At 61.4% G+C, this 15487-nt stretch carries 13 protein-coding genes and 1 pseudogene; 10 read left to right on the top strand and 4 right to left on the bottom strand.

Features of this window, described 5'->3' with window-relative positions; all coding sequences use genetic code 11:
• The 6 genes and pseudogenes from ACIREA_RS11580 to ACIREA_RS11555 all read left to right on the top strand — a co-directional run.
• Nucleotides 1–740 (top strand): annotated as a pseudogene (locus ACIREA_RS11580) (hypothetical protein); the annotation flags it as partial.
• Nucleotides 741–770: 30 nt separating this feature from the next.
• The gene (locus tag ACIREA_RS11575; protein WP_397382434.1) at nt 771–1334 is read left to right on the top strand and encodes a hypothetical protein; all 564 of its coding nucleotides are present in this window, start codon (nt 771–773) and stop codon (nt 1332–1334) included.
• A 350-nt stretch (nt 1335–1684) separates the two neighbouring features.
• Nucleotides 1685–2941, top strand: a complete 1257-nt coding sequence (locus ACIREA_RS11570; protein WP_397382433.1) for an NAD(P)/FAD-dependent oxidoreductase — start codon at nt 1685–1687, stop codon at nt 2939–2941.
• 67 nt (nt 2942–3008) lie between these two features.
• Nucleotides 3009–3620, top strand: a complete 612-nt coding sequence (locus tag ACIREA_RS11565) for a hypothetical protein (protein WP_397382432.1) — start codon at nt 3009–3011, stop codon at nt 3618–3620.
• Nucleotides 3621–3659: 39 nt separating this feature from the next.
• Nucleotides 3660–4331 (top strand): response regulator, encoded by a 672-nt coding sequence (locus ACIREA_RS11560; protein WP_397382431.1) that lies wholly within the window; start codon nt 3660–3662, stop codon nt 4329–4331.
• Nucleotides 4328–5722 (top strand): sensor histidine kinase, encoded by a 1395-nt coding sequence (locus ACIREA_RS11555; RefSeq protein WP_397382430.1) that lies wholly within the window; start codon nt 4328–4330, stop codon nt 5720–5722. The genes ACIREA_RS11560 and ACIREA_RS11555 overlap by 4 nt, the downstream gene beginning before the upstream one ends.
• On the opposite strand, the gene ACIREA_RS11550 is transcribed toward ACIREA_RS11555, so the two are convergent.
• Nucleotides 5697–6095 (bottom strand): hypothetical protein, encoded by a 399-nt coding sequence (locus tag ACIREA_RS11550; protein ID WP_397382429.1) that lies wholly within the window; start codon nt 6093–6095, stop codon nt 5697–5699. The two genes, ACIREA_RS11555 and ACIREA_RS11550, sit on opposite strands and share 26 nt — an antisense overlap.
• A 114-nt stretch (nt 6096–6209) precedes the next feature.
• Between ACIREA_RS11550 and ACIREA_RS11545 the strand changes: the two genes are divergently transcribed.
• The gene (locus ACIREA_RS11545; protein ID WP_397382428.1) at nt 6210–7739 is read left to right on the top strand and encodes a cryptochrome/photolyase family protein; all 1530 of its coding nucleotides are present in this window, start codon (nt 6210–6212) and stop codon (nt 7737–7739) included.
• 61 nt (nt 7740–7800) lie between these two features.
• On the opposite strand, the gene ACIREA_RS11540 is transcribed toward ACIREA_RS11545, so the two are convergent.
• Complete coding sequence (locus ACIREA_RS11540; RefSeq protein ID WP_397382427.1) at nt 7801–9222, bottom strand: DUF1501 domain-containing protein; 1422 nt, start codon at nt 9220–9222, stop codon at nt 7801–7803.
• Nucleotides 9215–12094 (bottom strand): PSD1 and planctomycete cytochrome C domain-containing protein, encoded by a 2880-nt coding sequence (locus tag ACIREA_RS11535; RefSeq protein ID WP_397382426.1) that lies wholly within the window; start codon nt 12092–12094, stop codon nt 9215–9217. Before ACIREA_RS11535 ends, ACIREA_RS11540 begins: the two co-directional genes overlap by 8 nt.
• Before the next feature lie 137 nt (nt 12095–12231).
• On the opposite strand from ACIREA_RS11535, the gene ACIREA_RS11530 reads away from it, so the two are divergent.
• Genes ACIREA_RS11530 through ACIREA_RS11520 form a run of 3 tightly spaced genes read left to right on the top strand, consistent with a single transcriptional unit; the run spans nt 12232 to nt 13990 of the window.
• Nucleotides 12232–12708: a TspO/MBR family protein gene (locus tag ACIREA_RS11530; RefSeq protein ID WP_397382425.1), complete on the top strand. Its 477-nt coding sequence runs from the start codon at nt 12232–12234 to the stop codon at nt 12706–12708.
• Nucleotides 12705–13523 (top strand): oxidoreductase, encoded by an 819-nt coding sequence (locus ACIREA_RS11525; protein ID WP_397382424.1) that lies wholly within the window; start codon nt 12705–12707, stop codon nt 13521–13523. Before ACIREA_RS11530 ends, ACIREA_RS11525 begins: the two co-directional genes overlap by 4 nt.
• 2 nt (nt 13524–13525) lie before the next feature.
• Nucleotides 13526–13990, top strand: coding sequence for a hypothetical protein (locus tag ACIREA_RS11520; RefSeq protein ID WP_397382423.1), 465 nt, complete (start codon nt 13526–13528; stop codon nt 13988–13990).
• Nucleotides 13991–14000: 10 nt separating this feature from the next.
• On the opposite strand, the gene ACIREA_RS11515 is transcribed toward ACIREA_RS11520, so the two are convergent.
• Nucleotides 14001–15487, bottom strand: a 1487-nt coding sequence (locus ACIREA_RS11515; protein ID WP_397382422.1) for a formylglycine-generating enzyme family protein, incomplete at its 5' end; no start/stop codon positions are given.

The raw sequence follows: 15487 nt of genomic DNA, 5'->3' as shown, positions 1-15487 counted from the left end.
TGTTTGAGTCCGAAGGTAAACCTACGGCGAGTCTGCTGAACTTTGCGATGCACCCGACCTCGGTGGGCGCGGGGACGAAGATCTCGGCGGATTATCCCGGGGTGTTTACGAAGCTGGTCAGCGAGCGGCACGGACCGGGCATGGTCTCGGTGTTTGCGAATGGCTGCTGTGGGAACATCAACCACGGGGACTACATCAACGGCAAGCGCCGCAGCACGCTGGAGCTGGGCACTGCGCTGGCGGATGCGACGGATGCTGCGTGGGCGAGCATGAAGACTGTCAGCACCTTCGCGCCGCGTGTGCGTTCCGAGCAGGTGACGCTGCAGCGGCGCAGCTTCACACCGGAGCAGATTGCGAAGGCGAAGGACATGGCGACGAACATGTTCACCAAGAATTTTGGTACCGTGCCGATGGCGGAGACGGTGTGCATTTTGGAAACGGTGGAGAAGCAGAGGGTGCCGCTGCTCGCCGAGGTGCAGGTGATCGCGCTGAGTGATGAGCTGGCTATCGTGGCGCTGCCGGGAGAGATTTTTGTCGAGCTGGGGCTTGCATTGAAGAATGCTTCGCCGTTCAAGCACACGATCATCGCAGAGCTGGCGAATGGGAGTGTGGGGTATGTGCCGAACCGTGAAGCGTATCCCCAGGGGAATTATGAGATCGTCAGCGCGCGTGGAGAGGTGGGCAGTGGCGAGAAGCTTATTGAAGTGGCGTTGAGGCTGTTGGGAGAAGTTAAGAAGTGAAACGCTGGTTTGCTCACGTAATCGGTATCCATGATTTCCTCCATCGACAGCTTGAAACGGCCCAAAGTGTGGATGGCGCGCCGTCCTGCTGTTCGGGTGTTTGAGCAGCGAGTCGAAATGTTTCAGAAGGGCCGGTGGTGGGCTCCTGTGGTGTCTATGAGCGTCATTTTGGCAGGATTGGCCTGGGTGGTGGCACACTTTGATTTCACGCAATCATTCCTCGGACTGTGGATGAGCTTTGGGGGTGTGATGATGATTGTCGTCATTGGGATGGCCCTGTGGTTTCGAAAGGAGGGTCCGATTCTGATTTTTGACCGGCGCAATGCCTCTCTGTCGATTCCTGGCCACCGACTCATTGTTCCTGCTTCTGCGCTGGCACATTTTCACGTTCGAGACGTGCGATGTCCCGATGGCGAGGGAGGAACATACGTCTCAGCGGCGCTGGCTATGGACTCAGAGTCAGCGTCTGCACCGTTCTGTGTTTATGTCTGGAGCCGTGCCGCGCTGGAGCCGGTCTTGCTTCAATTTCGCACCGAGGTGGAAAAGATGATGAGCGAACCTTTTCTGCCGACGAGAGCAGGAGCCGTGGAGTAATCAGTACCTGGGTTCAACGCTCAATGTTCTGCTTCGCCAAACCGTTTTGCGCAGGGAGTGGAGCTAGTCTTCGGGGGTTGCCATGCGCTCGGGAACGGGCGGGCTGTCGCCACACCCATTCTACGGGCATTCATGCTGCCTGCTTTTCGGAGAAGCCTGTTTGGGAAAGCGCAGCTTATTGCGCGATAAGGGGCGTGTTCTTGGCGCGGTTGTAGCCAAGGTGGCTTTGAATGGGAAGTTTTTGTTTTCCATCCGCCATTATCGCCAACGGGCATGAAAGTGATGCTGAAATGGTATTGCAGGTGGTGTACCAGCAGACAGCATTCATGCGTATTGAAGTTGTTATGCACATGAACAGCACCCACGAAGTCATCATCATCGGCGGCGGTCCGGCCGGAGCCAGCACTGCAGCCATCCTCGCAGAGTACGGCCACAAAGTGCTGGTGCTCGAGCGGGAGAAGTTTCCGCGCTATCATGTGGGGGAGTCGTTGATCCCGTTCACGTTTGGACCGCTGGAGCGGCTGGGGCTGATCCCGACGATGAAGAAGTCGCACTTCATGAAGAAGTTCAGCGTGAGTTTTGTGCAGCCTGATGGCCGGCGCTCGCAGCCTTTCTACTTTTACAACCGCTATGACCGCGAGACGGTGGCGCAGACGTGGCAGGTGATGCGTTCGGAGTTTGACCAGATGCTGATGGAGCATGCGCGCGGCAAGGGTGCTGTGGTGCGCGAGGAGACGACGGTGACGCAGCTGCTCAAGGATGACAGCGGCCGGGTGATCGGCGTGGCGGTGCAGAACAAGGACGGCACCAAGGAGCACCTGCTGGCCAAACTGGTGATCGACGCCTCGGGCAAGGAAGCGTTTGCCTCTGTTCGTGAGGGCTGGCGGGTGGGTGATCCGTATTTGAACAAGGTGGCAGTGTGGACGTACTACAAAGGCTCGAAGCGCGAGGCGGGCCTGGATGAGGGTGCGACGACGATCGCTCTGGTGCCGGAGAAGGGCTGGTTCTGGCACATCCCGATGCATGGGGACATGGTGAGCGTGGGCGTCGTGGCCGAAGGGAAGTATTTGAGCCGTGATGGGGTGAAGGATCCGAAGGCGATGTTTGAGCGTGAGATTGGCGAGAACCAGTGGATCAAGGAGCATCTTTCGACCGGAGCCTCCACGGGGGAATACTGGATCACGAGCGAGTATTCCCGGCACTCGAAGTATGGTGCATCGCCGGGGCTACTGCTGGTGGGGGATGCCTTTGCGTTTTTGGATCCGGTGTTCAGCAGCGGGGTGATGCTGGCGCTGAAGAGCGGCGTGCTGGCGGGAGAGGCCGTGCATGAGGCGCTGGTGGCAAATGACGTTTCTCCAGAGCGCTTCGCTGAATATGCCCGGCTGATGCGCCAGGGAATCGATAACATGCGCAAGCTGGTGTATGCCTTCTACAATCCGAAATTTTCCTTCAAGGAGGTGGTGATGAAGTATCCTGAAGCTGGCGACGAGATCACCGACTGCCTGTCCGGAGATGTGAACAAGGATTACGCGTCGCTGTGGACCAAGATCCGAGAGTTCTCCCCGATCCCTGACGAACTGCCGTATGGGGTGCCGATGCCGGCGTGAGTGGAGGAAGATGAAGTGATTTTAATTATCGCGGTGCGTTGGGGCGGGCAACCTTCATCGCACCGTCATGAAAACGCTTCTGCTTCACTTCAGCCTGGTTTTTTGCGCCTTGTCGAGTCTTCAGTCCCGCACCTGGACGGAGGCGCAGACGGGGCGCACTTTGGAGGGTGATTTTGTCAGTGTGCAGGGAAGTGCGGTGGTGGTGCGCACGGGGAATGGTGGCACGCTGCAACTGCCTCTGGCACGCCTGAGCGAGGCTGATCAGGCCTTTGTCAAAGAGCAGGGGGCGGCAGCCACGAAGCCTGCGGCGGCGAAGGCGGATGAGAAGGACGATGTGAAGAAGCAGCTCATTGGCACGTGGGATGGCTTCATGGCGGACAGTGATGGCTCCAAGCATGGGGACATCCGGCTGGTGATCACGGCGGATAAAATCACTGCTTCCAATCCGCAGGGAAACCGTGAGATGGGCACGGGAACGTACAAGATTTCGGGCAAGCGCATCGATGCCACGGGGACGGAAGGGCAGTTTGCCGGTAAAAAGTATGAGGGCATTTTTGACCTCGACAGCAAGACTTTGAAATGGTGCTCGGCGAACGACAACCCGAACTCCACCCGCCCCACCAAGCTGCAAACGAATCCGCAGGCCGGGCAGTTCCTCATGGTGCTGGAGAAGAAATAACGGGTTTCATGATCGGCATCGCCGCGTTTCTTGGCCTGCATGCGCCTCCTCGTCATCGAAGATGAAATCAAGGTGGCCCGCTTCATTGAACGCGGGCTGCGGGAGGAAGGTTTTGCCGTGGAAACCGCCCTGGATGGCGAGGCAGGGCTGGCCAAGGCGAGGGACGGTAGTTTTGATCTGATCATTCTCGATGTGATGCTGCCGCTGCGGGATGGATTTTCGGTGCTGCGTGCGCTGAGGGCTGCGGGTGTGTCCACGCGGGTGCTGATGCTCACTGCGCGAGATGGCGTGGGGGATCGAGTGCAGGGGCTGGATCTTGGAGCGGATGATTATCTGGTGAAGCCGTTCGCCTTTGCGGAACTGCTGGCGCGTGTGCGTGCGCTGCTGCGGCGGAGCATTACAGAAGAGACGGCGCTGCTGCATGCGGCGGATGTGCAGGTGGATCTGCGGGCACGGCGGGTGACGCGGGGCGGGAAGCTGGTGGCGCTTTCTTCCAAGGAGTTCGGCGTGCTGGGGCATCTGCTGCGGCGCGCGGGGAATGTGGTGACGCGGGCCGAACTGGCGGAAACGGTGTGGGAAGACCTGCCGAACACGCCGAGCAATGTGATCGAAGTCACGGTTTACCATTTGCGGGAGAAGATCGATCGTGGCTTCTCACCGGCGCTGATCCAAACCGTGCGTGGCGCGGGCTACCTGCTGCAAACATCATGAAATCACTCCGCGCACGACTCTGCATCAGTTTCACGGCGCTGCTGGCGGCGGCGCTGCTGATGTTTGGCGTCATCGCATGGCTGGTGGCGCGTGAGGCGATGACGAATGATCTGGATGATTTTCTGCGCTCCAAAGCGACGCTGCTTGGCAGGCTGGTGTCTGTCAGCCGGCTGCGGATGGAACCGTGGATCGAGCAGGAGCTGCAGGTGCAGGAGCGTCATTTCATGCTGCAGGTTTTTGCGGCGGACGGCAGCCTTGCAGGCAAGTCGAGCAATCTGGCGTATGCGATTCTGCTGAGTGATGAGGTGCGGCGTTCCGAACATCCGGCAGGGAATGCGGTGATCGAGACGCTTTATGTGGACGGGCGCGCGTACCGAGCGGCAACGCATCCGCGACGTGAGCAGTGGGGAGATCCGGTGACGCTGTATGCGCAAGCCCTGATGCCGTTGGATGCGGTGCAGGCGCGGGAATGGCGGCTGCTGGTGTGGCTGGTGGGCTGCGGTGCGGCCATGCTGGCTGCGGGAGCGTTGGCGGCCTGGCATTTGAGCCGGCAGTGGCTGCGCTCGGTGGCGAATCTGGAAGAGGCGGCGCGCGGACTTAGCAGTGCGGAACTGGGACTGCGGCGTTTGTTTGTGCCTGCCGATGACGCGGAACTCGCCGCACTGGCGGCTTCGTTCAATCTGCTGCTGGACCGCCTGGAATCTGCGCATGCGACGCAGCAGCGGTTCACGGCGGATGCTTCGCATGAACTGCGCACGCCGCTGACGGTGCTGCGTGGGGAGATCGAGGTGGCGCTGAGAAAGCCGCGCAGTGCGGAGGACTACCGCGAAGTGCTTGTCAGCAACAAGGAGGAGATCGAGCGGCTGTCTCGGCTCACGGAAAACATGCTGGCACTCGCGCAGGTGGATGTTGGTGATGGGATTGCGCAGCGGGAGCTGGTGAATATGAGCGAACTTTGTGCCGGAGTGGTCGCGCGACTGCAGGGACTCGCGAGTGAGAAGCGCATCACGTTGCAGCATGAGGACGGCACAAATGAACCGCTCAGTGTGAACGGAGACCGGATTGCGCTGGAGCGGGTGGTGGCGAACCTTGTCGAAAATGCCGTGAGGTACTCGCCGGCGGGAGAACAGGTGACGGTGAGAGTCTCTAAAGCGCCGCCGTGGATCGAGGTACAGGTGATTGATACGGGCGGTGGAATTGCGCCGGAGCATCTGCCGCATTTGTTTGAGAGATTCTACCGCGTGGATAAAGCGCGCTCACGTGTGCATGGTGGCAGCGGCCTGGGATTGTCGATTGTGAAGGCGCTGGCGGAAGCGCATGGGGGTGGGGTGCGTGTGACGAGCGCGGTCGGGCAGGGGAGCACTTTCACGGTGCGGCTGCCTGCGGCTTGAGCTTTTTCACGCTCAGCACAGTGAGGAGGAAGGCTGCGATCAAACTGATGCCGATGGCGTTTTCTTTGAGGGATGGAGGGAAGACTAGAAGGTAGCCTGCGTCTTTCACCAAGGCGGCGAAGCTGGAGACGCAGAATGGCATGAGAAAGAGGCGGAAGAGAACCCAGGGATCAGTCTTGGTGATGGTGCCGGAGGATGGGCGTGTACTGAGGATCAGCGCGGCGCCGATGATGCCGCTGAGACCAAGTGAGGTGAGCCAGATGCGCGGAGTGGGATCGAAATGATGGATGATGCTGAGCACCCACCAGATGAAGTAGCACCATAGGATGGTGCGGCCGGTGGAGAGGTTCTGGAGGTAGCGGATGAGGGGCATGAAGGGTGAGGCTTTCTATGAAGCGCGTCAGCGCAGGGGCAAATACGAAGGCCAGCCATGGCATGGAAGCCGGGTGCGGCCACAGCACGGCGTGGTGCGTAATGCGCATGCGCCATGCCATCCCGACCCCGACTTGTGCTAGTGCTGGGAGACCAGCTTGATCTTCAATCCGCCGCTTTTGACGGCTTTGATCCGTTGCGGGATGTGGTGTGGATGGCCGAGGTGGCGGCGGAGTCCACCAAGGTGTGGAGCGTGAAGGCGCGCATCGCGGTCTTTCTGGCGGCCATGCGGCATTTCCGCGAGGCGCTGAGGGAGAAGGGATGGCGGGTGGTTTATCATGAGATGGGTGCGCATGAGAGCTTTGTGGAGGCGCTGCGCGCCAGTGTGCGTGAACTGCGCCCTGCCGCCCTGGTGATGGTGCAGGCGGGGGAATGGGGCGTGCAGCGTGATCTGGAGGCGGCTGCTGCGGAGCTGGGGGTGCCGCTGGAGGTAACGGAGGACCGCCACTTTCTCTGCACACAGGCGGAGTTTGCGGAGCATGCCAAGGGGCGAAAACAGCTGCGCATGGAGTTCTTTTACCGTGAGATGCGGCAGCGCACGGGGGTGCTGATGGAGGAGGGCAAGCCGGCGGGCGGGGAGTGGAACTTTGATCACGACAATCGCGGGTCTTTTGGCAAAGCGGGGCCGGATTTGCTGCGGGTGCCGCCGAGGAGGTTTGTGCCGGATGAGATCACGCGGGAGGTCATCGCGCTGGTGGAGGAGCGTTTTGCGAAGCATCCGGGAACGCTGAAGGATTTCGACTGGCCGGTGACGGCGGCGCAGAGCGTGGAGGCGCTGGAGGATTTCATCGCGCACCGGCTGGCGCAGTTTGGGCAGTATCAGGATGCGATGTGGGTGAATGAGCCGTGGCTGTATCATTCACGGCTGAGTGCGGCGATGAATCTGAAGCTGCTGGATCCGCGGGTGGTGATCGCGGCGGCGGAGAAAGCATGGCGTGAAGGCAAGGCACCGCTGGCGGCGGTGGAGGGATTCATCCGGCAGATCCTTGGCTGGCGTGAGTATGTGAGAGGCATCTACTGGCTGAAGATGCCGGACTATGTGCGGCTGAATGCCATGGAAGCGCACGAAGCGCTGCCGGGTTTTTACTGGACGGGAGAGACGGACATGAACTGCATGCGGGATGCTCTTTCGCAGACGCTGCGCTACGGCTATGCGCACCACATTCAGCGGCTGATGGTGACGGGTCTGTTTGCGCTGCTCTACGGGGTGGACCCGCATCAGGTGCACGAGTGGTATCTGGCGGTGTATGTGGACGCGGTGGAGTGGGTGGAACTGCCCAACACGCTGGGCATGTCCCAGTATGGAGACGGCGGTCTGATGGCCAGCAAGCCTTATGTGGCCAGCGGCAAATACATCCAGCGGATGAGCAACTACTGCACGGGCTGCAAGTATGATCCTGCGCAGGCGACGGGGGCGAAGGCGTGTCCTTTTACGACGCTGTATTGGGACTATCTGCTGCAGCATGAGGCGAGGCTGCGGGGGAACCAGAGGATGGCAATGCAGCTCAAGAATCTGGGGCGACTGAGTGCTGAGCAACGAGGTGCCATTCAGGAGCAGGCGCAGAGGGTGAGGGGCATCACGTAGCCTCCTTGAGTTGCGATTAGGGGATGAACAGTGACTGCGGATGTTCGCTTTACTTGGATGATCACGCCAAGATGTCCTTCACGACCTTGGCGGGCTCGACGCCGGTGAGGCGGAAGTCGAGGCCCTGGGCGCGGAAGGTGAAGCGTTCGTGGTCGATGCCGAGCTGGTGCATGACGGTGGCGTGGAGGTCGCGGACGTGGACGGGGTTTTCGGCGACGTTGTAGCTGAAGTCGTCGGTGGCGCCGTAGGTGATGCCGGGTTTGACGCCGCCGCCGGCCATCCACATGGTGAAGCAGCGCGGATGGTGATCGCGACCGGCTTCGGGGCTGTCCCATTTGCCCTGACCGGCCACGCCACGACCGAATTCGCCACCCCAGAGGACGAGGGTGTCGTCGAGGAGGCCGCGTTGTTTGAGGTCTTTGATGAGAGCGGCGCTGGGCTGGTCGGTGTCGCGACAGCGGGCGGTGCACCAGCTTGGCAGGCGGCTGTGGTGATCCCAGTCGGGATGGAAGAGCTGAATGAAGCTCACGCCGCGCTCGGCGAGTCGGCGGGCGAGGATGCAGTTGGCGGCGTAGCTGCCGGCACGACGTGAGTCGGGGCCGTACATCTCGAAGACGTGATCGGGCTCGTCGCTGAGATCGGTCAGCTCCGGCACGCTGGTTTGCATGCGGTAGGCCATCTCGTATTGGCGGATGCGGGTGGTGATCTCGGGATCCTGAGTCTGCTCAAAGCGCATCTGGTTCAGCTCGGCGAGGCCGTCGAGCATGCCACGGCGCAGGTGGCGCGGCAGGCCTGCGGGATCGGTGAGGTACAGAACGGGGTCCTTGGAATTGCGCAGCTTCACGCCTTGATAGCGGGAGGGGAGGAAGCCGCTGCCCCAGTAGTGGTCGTAGAGGGGCTGGTCGCTGGGGCGCTGCATCTTGGAGATGAGCACGAGGTAGTCCGGCAGGTTTCGATTCAGGCTGCCGAGACCGTAGCTGACCCACGCGCCCATGCTTGGGCGGCCGGGAAGCTGATGGCCGGTGAGGAACTGCGTCATCGCTGGCGCGTGGTTGATTTGATCTGTCGTCATCGACTTGATGAAGCAGAGGTCATCGGCCACGCCCTGAAGATGGGGAAGCCATTCGCTGATGGTGGCGCCGCTCTGGCCGCAGCGGCTGAACTTGGTGAGGCCCGGCAGGATGAGCTGCTTCTGACCTGAAGTCATTGTGGTGAGGCGCTGGCCCTGGCGCACGGATTCCGGCAGCTCTTTGCCGGCCCAGGGCATCAGGCCGGGCTTGTGGTCATAGAGTTCGAGCTGCGAGGGCCCGCCCGAATGGGTGAGGAAGATGACGCGTTTGGCCTTGGGGGCAAAATGGGGCAGAGAGGGCAGGCCGGTGACTTCCTGCTGGGCCATCGAGTGGAGAGCCATGGCACCGACGGAGACGCCGGTGCATTGGCCGAGGAAGTAGCGCCGGGTGGTGTTGAGGGAGGATTCACTCATGGGTGATGGCTTCGTCGAGGTTGAGGACCAGGCTGGCGACCAGTGTGTGCGCGGCGATTTCGGGCGTGGTTTGCAGTTTGCGGGCGTCTTCGGGATGGGCGCGGTAGTGGGCGAGAGCGCGGTCGAGTTCGCGCTGGAGGACGGACAGCTCTTTGGGCGTGGCCGGGCGGGTCAACACGGACTGGTAGAGCAGGGGCAGACGATCTTCGCTTTTCGCGGCTAGCATGCGTTTGGCGAGGGCGCGGGAGGCTTCCATCATGGTCTCATCATTGAGCAGGGTGAGGGCCTGCAGGGGGGTATTGGTGCGCGAAATCGCCACCTCGCATGAGCGGCGCTGGGCGCTGTCGAAGAGGAAGGTAGGGGCGATGCTGCGACGCCAGAAGGCGTACAAGGTGCGGCGGTGCTGGGCGGCGCCCTGGCTGGGCTCATAGGTGAAGCGGCCCATGAAGATCTCCTCCCACACGCCGTCGGGCTGGTGGGGGCGAACAGGTGGGCCACCGAGAGCGGGATTGAGCAGGCCGGAGGAAGCGAGGGCGGCGTCACGGATCATCCAGGCGGGCATGCGGAAGCGGGGGCCGCGTGAGAGGAGGAGGTTCGAAGGGTCAGATGGATCGGTGCGGTCTGATGCCTGCTGGTAGGTCTCGCTGGTGACGATGAGCTTGATGAGTTTCTTCACGTCCCAGCCGTTCTCCATGAAATCGACGGCGAGCCAGTCGAGGAGTTTGGGGTGGGTGGGGCGCTGGCCTTGCAGGCCGAAATCGTCGGGGGTGCGGACGAGTCCGGCACCGAAGAGCATCTGCCAGACTTGATTGACGAACACGCGGGCGGTGAGCGGGTTGTCTTTGGAGGTGAGCCACTTCGCGAGACCGATGCGGTCCTTCACCGTGCCAGCGGGCCAGGGGGCAATGGCGGCGGGGACATCGCGTTGGACGACATCTCCCTTTTTGTCCCAGACACCGCGAACGAGGACGTGGGTGTCGCGGGGTTCTTTGCGCTCGGCGAGCACCATGACGTTGAGCTTGCCTGCGGCGGCCTGTACTTCCTTAAGCTGGGCATTGGCGCGATCGAGGGAGGCTTTCGCGAGCTGGTACGGCTCGTGATCTTCCAGGAATTGATCGAGCAGGCGGTGACGGTCGGGTTTGCCACTGGCGAGTTGTTCGAGGGGTGTTGGGCCGATTTCGCGGACTGCAGGGCCGGGTTGATCCGTGGCGGAAACGCGGAAGCTGGCGATGTTGGCGTCGCCGTTGGTGGAGCGGTGGCGAAGTTCGAAGATGAGTTCTTCATCGCTTTCGAGCACGAGGGGCTCGGCGAGGCCGTAGAGCGCGGTGTGCGGCTGGTCTTTGGGGAAGCCCTTCGTGGTCCAGCCGTTGCGGGGATCGTCGTCGAGGGTGCCTTTCACATCGCCATACTCGCGGGCCTTGGCTTCAGTCTTGGTATCGGCGACTGCGTATTTGACGAGGACGTCGCGGATCTGGGAACTGCCCTTGCGGCGCACCTGCAGCTTGATGTCGGTGAGGATGAATTCGCCGTCCTTGCCGCGGGAGAGAGAACCGTTTTGAGGGAGGACTTCGAGTTTCAAGCCGGTAAGGCGGGGGAGCTTGATCACCGAGATGAGGCGGTAGTCGTCCTGTTTGGGATTCGGGCCGCTAGCGGAGACGATGCCGTCTTTGGCCTGAGCGAGTTTTGTGCCTTCTTGAGATTCGACGGTGCCTTGGATGATGTGCCAGGCTTGAAAGCCGTTTTTCACTGCGGCTTGCTGCTCCGTGAGCCATTTCTCGAAGGGGTTTGCGGCATCCGCTTTGGCTTTGGTTTCCACGGGCTTGCGGGCATCGACGAGTTTTTGGGCTTCATCGACGGCACGCTTGGCGTGGGGCGACTGGTAGCTGAAGTACGGCTTTGCAGCTGTGCCGGCGGCACCGTCTTCGTCGATGCTGTTTAAGAAGGCGTGGAGGCTGTAGTAGTCGTGCTGGGAGATGGGATCGAACTTGTGCGAATGGCACTGGGTGCAGCCGAGGGTGAGGCCGAGCCAGACGGTGCCGATCGTGTTCACGCGGTCGATGACGTAGTCGATGCGGGACTCCTCCTTGTCGCGGCCGCCTTCGCCGTTGGTCATGTGATTGCGGTGGAAGCAGGTGGCGAGTTTCTGCTCGGGGGTGGCATTGGGGAGCAGATCGCCAGCGAATTGCTCCAGGGTGAACTGATCGAAGGGTTTGTTGGCGTTGAAGGACTCGACCACGTAGTCGCGCCAGGGCCAGTTGGTGCGCGAGGCGTCGGACTGGAAGCCGTCGGTGTCCGCGTAGCGTGCGGCATCCAGCCACACCATGGCCATGCGTTCGCCGAAGTGGGGGGAGGCAAGGAGGCTGTCGATGGTTTGATTTGCGGTGGGAGGCAGGCCGGTGAGATCGAAGGAGAGACGGCGGAGGAGGGTATGAGCGGGGGCTTTGGGGGAGAGCTTGAGGCCTTCTTTGGCGAGGCGGGCTTTGACGAAGAAGTCCACGGGATGGCCTTCGACTTTTGCTTTCACGGGTTTTTCGAGGGACCAGTGTTTGCCCCACTGCGCGCCTTCGGCGAGCCAGCGCTTCAGGAGAGCGACCTGCTCGGGTTTGAGGGCCGGCTTGTGGGACTTCGGGGGCGGCATGAGCTCCTCGGGATCCGTGGTGACGATGCGGTCGATGAAATCGCCGGATTTGAGGACCTCGCGTGCGCCTTCCTGGGTGTCGAGGCGGAGGTCGGCTTTGCGATGTCCGGCGTCCTGGCCATGGCAGGAAAGGCAGTTGTCCGAGAGCAGCGGCATCACCTCGCGGCTGAAGCTCACCGGGTCCGCATGGGCGGAAAGGGAGAAGGCGAGGAGGAGCAGCAGATGTTTCGGCATGAGACGCAGCATGCAGAAACCAACGCTGCTGAACATGCAAGGTGCATGCATTCGCTATGGAGAATCCTGAGATTTTTGCGGCGCGTGGTTTGGAAGAAACCCGCAAATTGGCCACGAGAGGCGTATTTGAGTTAATTATGAGCACTTCATCTTCCAAATCACGCAGCGGCCTCGCGCTGGTCGGATTCATCGTCATCACGTTCTGCGCGCCACTGCTGAGTGTGGGCTCGATGCCGGATGCGTGGTATGCGGCCCTGCAAAAGCCGTCGTGGAATCCGCCAGCGTGGGTGTTTGGCCCTGCCTGGACGCTGCTTTACACGCTGATGGCGGTGGCGGCGTGGCTGGTGTGGAAGCGGGTGGGATTTGGCAAACCGCTGACGCTTTACTTTGTGCAGCTGGCGATGAATGCGGCGTGGACGCCGATTTTCTTTGGGGCGCATCAGCTGGGCTGGGCATTGTTTGAAATCGTACTGCTGTGGATCGCGATTCTGGCGACGCTGCTGAGTTTTAGACGCGTGAACAAGGCAGCCGGATGGCTGTTTGTGCCGTATTTGGCGTGGGTCACGTTTGCAATGACCCTGAACTACACGCTTTGGAAATTGAATCCCTCATGACACAAAAGAACTGGCTGATCACAGGATGTTCGAGCGGCTTTGGCCGAGCGATAGCGGAGGCGGCGCTGGCCGCGGGGCAGCGGGTGATCGCCACGGCGCGGGATGTGAGGAGCATCGCGGACTTGGAGCGTGCGGGAAGCTGTGAGGTGATGGCGCTGGACATCACGGAGGCGGACAGCGTGCGCGAGGTGATCGCGGCGGCGGGGGCGCTGGATGTGATCGTGAACAACGCGGGCTACGGGCTGATCGGTGCGGTGGAGGAGTGCAGTGACGAGCAGATCCGCCGCAGCATGGAGACAAATTTCTTTGGGCCGCTGAATGTGATCCGTGCGGCGCTGCCGATGCTGCGGGAGCAGAAGAGCGGGCACATCCTGAACATCAGCGCGGCGGCGGCGATTTCGAACTACCCGGGCTTTGGCATCTATGGAGGAGCCAAGGCGGCGCTGGAGATGATGAGCGAGAGCCTGCGGCTGGAACTGGCGGCGCTGGGAATTCAGGTGACGCTGGTGCAGCCGGGGCCGTTTCGGACGGACTTCATTGCGCGAGGTTTGGAAAAGGCGGCGGGAGAGATCGCGGACTATGCGGGCAGTGCGCGCAAGTTTGCCACGTTTCTGGAAACGGTGAACGGCAAGCAGCCGGGAGACCCGGTGCGTGCGGCGGAGGCCATCGTGAAGATGGTGCTGGATGGCCAGGCACCGCTGCGGCTGCCGCTGGGCAAGTATGTGGTGAAGAAGATGCGGGACAAGGCGGCGGCGCTGACACGTGAGGTGGAGCAGTGGGGAGAGGTGGCGGTGAACACGGATTTCCCAAGCTGACCATGGCCGTTCACACTTTGCACACGAAGCAGATCATCCGGGCCACGCGGCAGGAGGCGTGGGATTTTTTCTCGAACCCGAGGAATCTGGCGAAGATCACGCCGCCGGAACTGGGGTTTGAAATCATCACGCCGGATCTGGTGCCGCAGGTGCGGGAGGGGATGATGATCGCCTACCGCGTGAGGCCGCTGCTGGGACTGCCGATGACGTGGCTGTCTGAGATCACGCTGGTGGAACCCGGGGTGAGGTTCATCGACGAGCAGCGTGTGGGACCCTATGCGGTGTGGCATCATGAGCATGAGTTTCACGATCTGGGCGATGGCCGAATCGAGATGGAGGACAAGGCGACGTACGTGCTGCCCTTCGCGCCGCTGGGAGATCTGGCGCATGCGTGGCTGGTGCGGCCGCAGCTGAAGCGCATCTTTGCGTACCGGGAGAAGGCGGTGAGGCAGCTGTTTCCCGGCTGAGGGTGAACCCTCAGGGGGCTATTTTCGGAGCTTCAAGGACGATGCGGAAACCGTTGAAGTGACGGCCGAGAGTTGGGCCGTCGAAAAAGCGGTGGGAGGAGAGCAGATTGGTGCTGGAGTCGATGAAGGAACCCCCGCGCAGCACGCGCACGGTTTGTGACTCATCGTACCAGTCTTCCACCCACTCGAGGACATTTCCGCCCATGTCGAAGAGACCGAGTTTGTTCGGCTTGAAGCTCATCACGGGTGAGGTGGTGGGGAAGCCGTCATCGTAGCCGCTGATGAAACCCGGAGATTGGGACTTGGCACCAAAGGCCAAGTCGGCGTAGTTGCCTGCCTGGTCGGTGGATTTGGGCGGATATTTTCCGCTCCAGGGGTAGGTTTCGCGCTCCTGATCGCTGAGCATCGAGGGCGTTATGCCCTTGGAGCGTGTCTCAAGGCGGGAGAGCCCCACGGCGATGCTCCATTCTTCGTCGGTGGGCAGGCGGTAGGTTTTGCCCTCCTTCTTGCTGAGCCAGGCGCAGAAGGCCTGGGCATCCACCCAGCGGATGCCCACCACAGGGTGGTTGTCTTCGTGACCGCAGGGAACACCGTCATGGCCGGCATTCTTCCAGTTTTCAGCGGTACCGGGATTTGCTGCTGCATAGGTGGCGTAATCCTGGCGCCGTGTCTCGTGGATGCAGAACATGACGTCCGTGCCTTTGACGGGGAGAAATTTCATGCCGAGGCTGTTGGTGAAACCGTCTTTGGGGAGAGGTTTTGCGCCGACTGGTGCGGCTGCGCCCCCAGGCACGGAGAGGGCTTCACGCCGGGCGGCGATTTCTTGGCGCTGCGAGTAAAGCTGCTTTGCCTCCTCGATCTTGCCAGCCTTGGTGAGCCCGGCCACATCGGCATCGAGAGCCTTGAGGTAGACATCAAGCAGCGGAGCAGTTTTGGCATCGCGTTCGGTGCTGATTTTTGCCAGTGCGAGCCGGTAGGTGGCGCGAAGATCTTTGAGTGCTGCGGGGATGGTTTCAGCGTCGGCGGCGGGAACGCCCTCGCCGTTCTCGATCGCGGCTTTTTCGACGTCGAAGGCGGTCACTTCACTGAGGCTGCCCTTTGCCTGGGCGGCGGCACGTGCACGGGCAATGCCATTGGCCACGTAGCTTTGGTTCAATCCAGCTATGGCAGTGAGGAAGGGCTTCTGCACGTCGGATTCGTAGCGGGCGCGGAAACCGGCTTCGAGTTTGCTGAGCTGTGGCTGAGGCGTGGCGGTGGGTGCGGGTGCTGGGAGAGGGGTGGATTTGTTCTCCTGAGTGATATCCACTTCACGCATATCGATGGAGTGATAGGTGACGTCACCGGTGCAGGCACCGATGGCGAAGATGGGGCTGCTGCGGCTGCCCTGCTGGAGAAAGCTACGGTTTGTCTGAGTGAGTGCCGACCAAGGGCCATCCCAGCGGAGCAGCTCTGCGCCATCCAGCAGGACTTTCAATCCGTTCTCGCGGGCTTGGAAAA

This window comes from Prosthecobacter sp. (genome assembly GCF_044373815.1).
Classification (GTDB): Bacteria; Verrucomicrobiota; Verrucomicrobiia; order Verrucomicrobiales; family Verrucomicrobiaceae; genus Prosthecobacter.
Note: the sequence above shows the minus strand (reverse complement) of the source record. Positions and strands in the feature narration are given on the sequence as shown.

What these genes read in the sequence shown, in the direction of transcription:
- ACIREA_RS11545 (WP_397382428.1), top strand. Translation starts at nt 6,210, where the DNA reads ATGCCATCCCGACCCCGACTTGTGCTAGTGCTGGGAGACCAGCTTGAT.
- ACIREA_RS11535 (WP_397382426.1), bottom strand. Translation starts at nt 12,094, where the DNA reads ATGCCGAAACATCTGCTGCTCCTCCTCGCCTTCTCCCTTTCCGCCCAT.
- ACIREA_RS11525 (WP_397382424.1), top strand. Translation starts at nt 12,705, where the DNA reads ATGACACAAAAGAACTGGCTGATCACAGGATGTTCGAGCGGCTTTGGC.
- ACIREA_RS11575 (WP_397382434.1), top strand. Translation starts at nt 771, where the DNA reads ATGATTTCCTCCATCGACAGCTTGAAACGGCCCAAAGTGTGGATGGCG.
- ACIREA_RS11530 (WP_397382425.1), top strand. Translation starts at nt 12,232, where the DNA reads ATGAGCACTTCATCTTCCAAATCACGCAGCGGCCTCGCGCTGGTCGGA.
- ACIREA_RS11520 (WP_397382423.1), top strand. Translation starts at nt 13,526, where the DNA reads ATGGCCGTTCACACTTTGCACACGAAGCAGATCATCCGGGCCACGCGG.
- ACIREA_RS11565 (WP_397382432.1), top strand. Translation starts at nt 3,009, where the DNA reads ATGAAAACGCTTCTGCTTCACTTCAGCCTGGTTTTTTGCGCCTTGTCG.
- ACIREA_RS11540 (WP_397382427.1), bottom strand. Translation starts at nt 9,222, where the DNA reads ATGAGTGAATCCTCCCTCAACACCACCCGGCGCTACTTCCTCGGCCAA.
- ACIREA_RS11555 (WP_397382430.1), top strand. Translation starts at nt 4,328, where the DNA reads ATGAAATCACTCCGCGCACGACTCTGCATCAGTTTCACGGCGCTGCTG.
- ACIREA_RS11550 (WP_397382429.1), bottom strand. Translation starts at nt 6,095, where the DNA reads ATGCCCCTCATCCGCTACCTCCAGAACCTCTCCACCGGCCGCACCATC.
- ACIREA_RS11560 (WP_397382431.1), top strand. Translation starts at nt 3,660, where the DNA reads ATGCGCCTCCTCGTCATCGAAGATGAAATCAAGGTGGCCCGCTTCATT.
- ACIREA_RS11570 (WP_397382433.1), top strand. Translation starts at nt 1,685, where the DNA reads ATGAACAGCACCCACGAAGTCATCATCATCGGCGGCGGTCCGGCCGGA.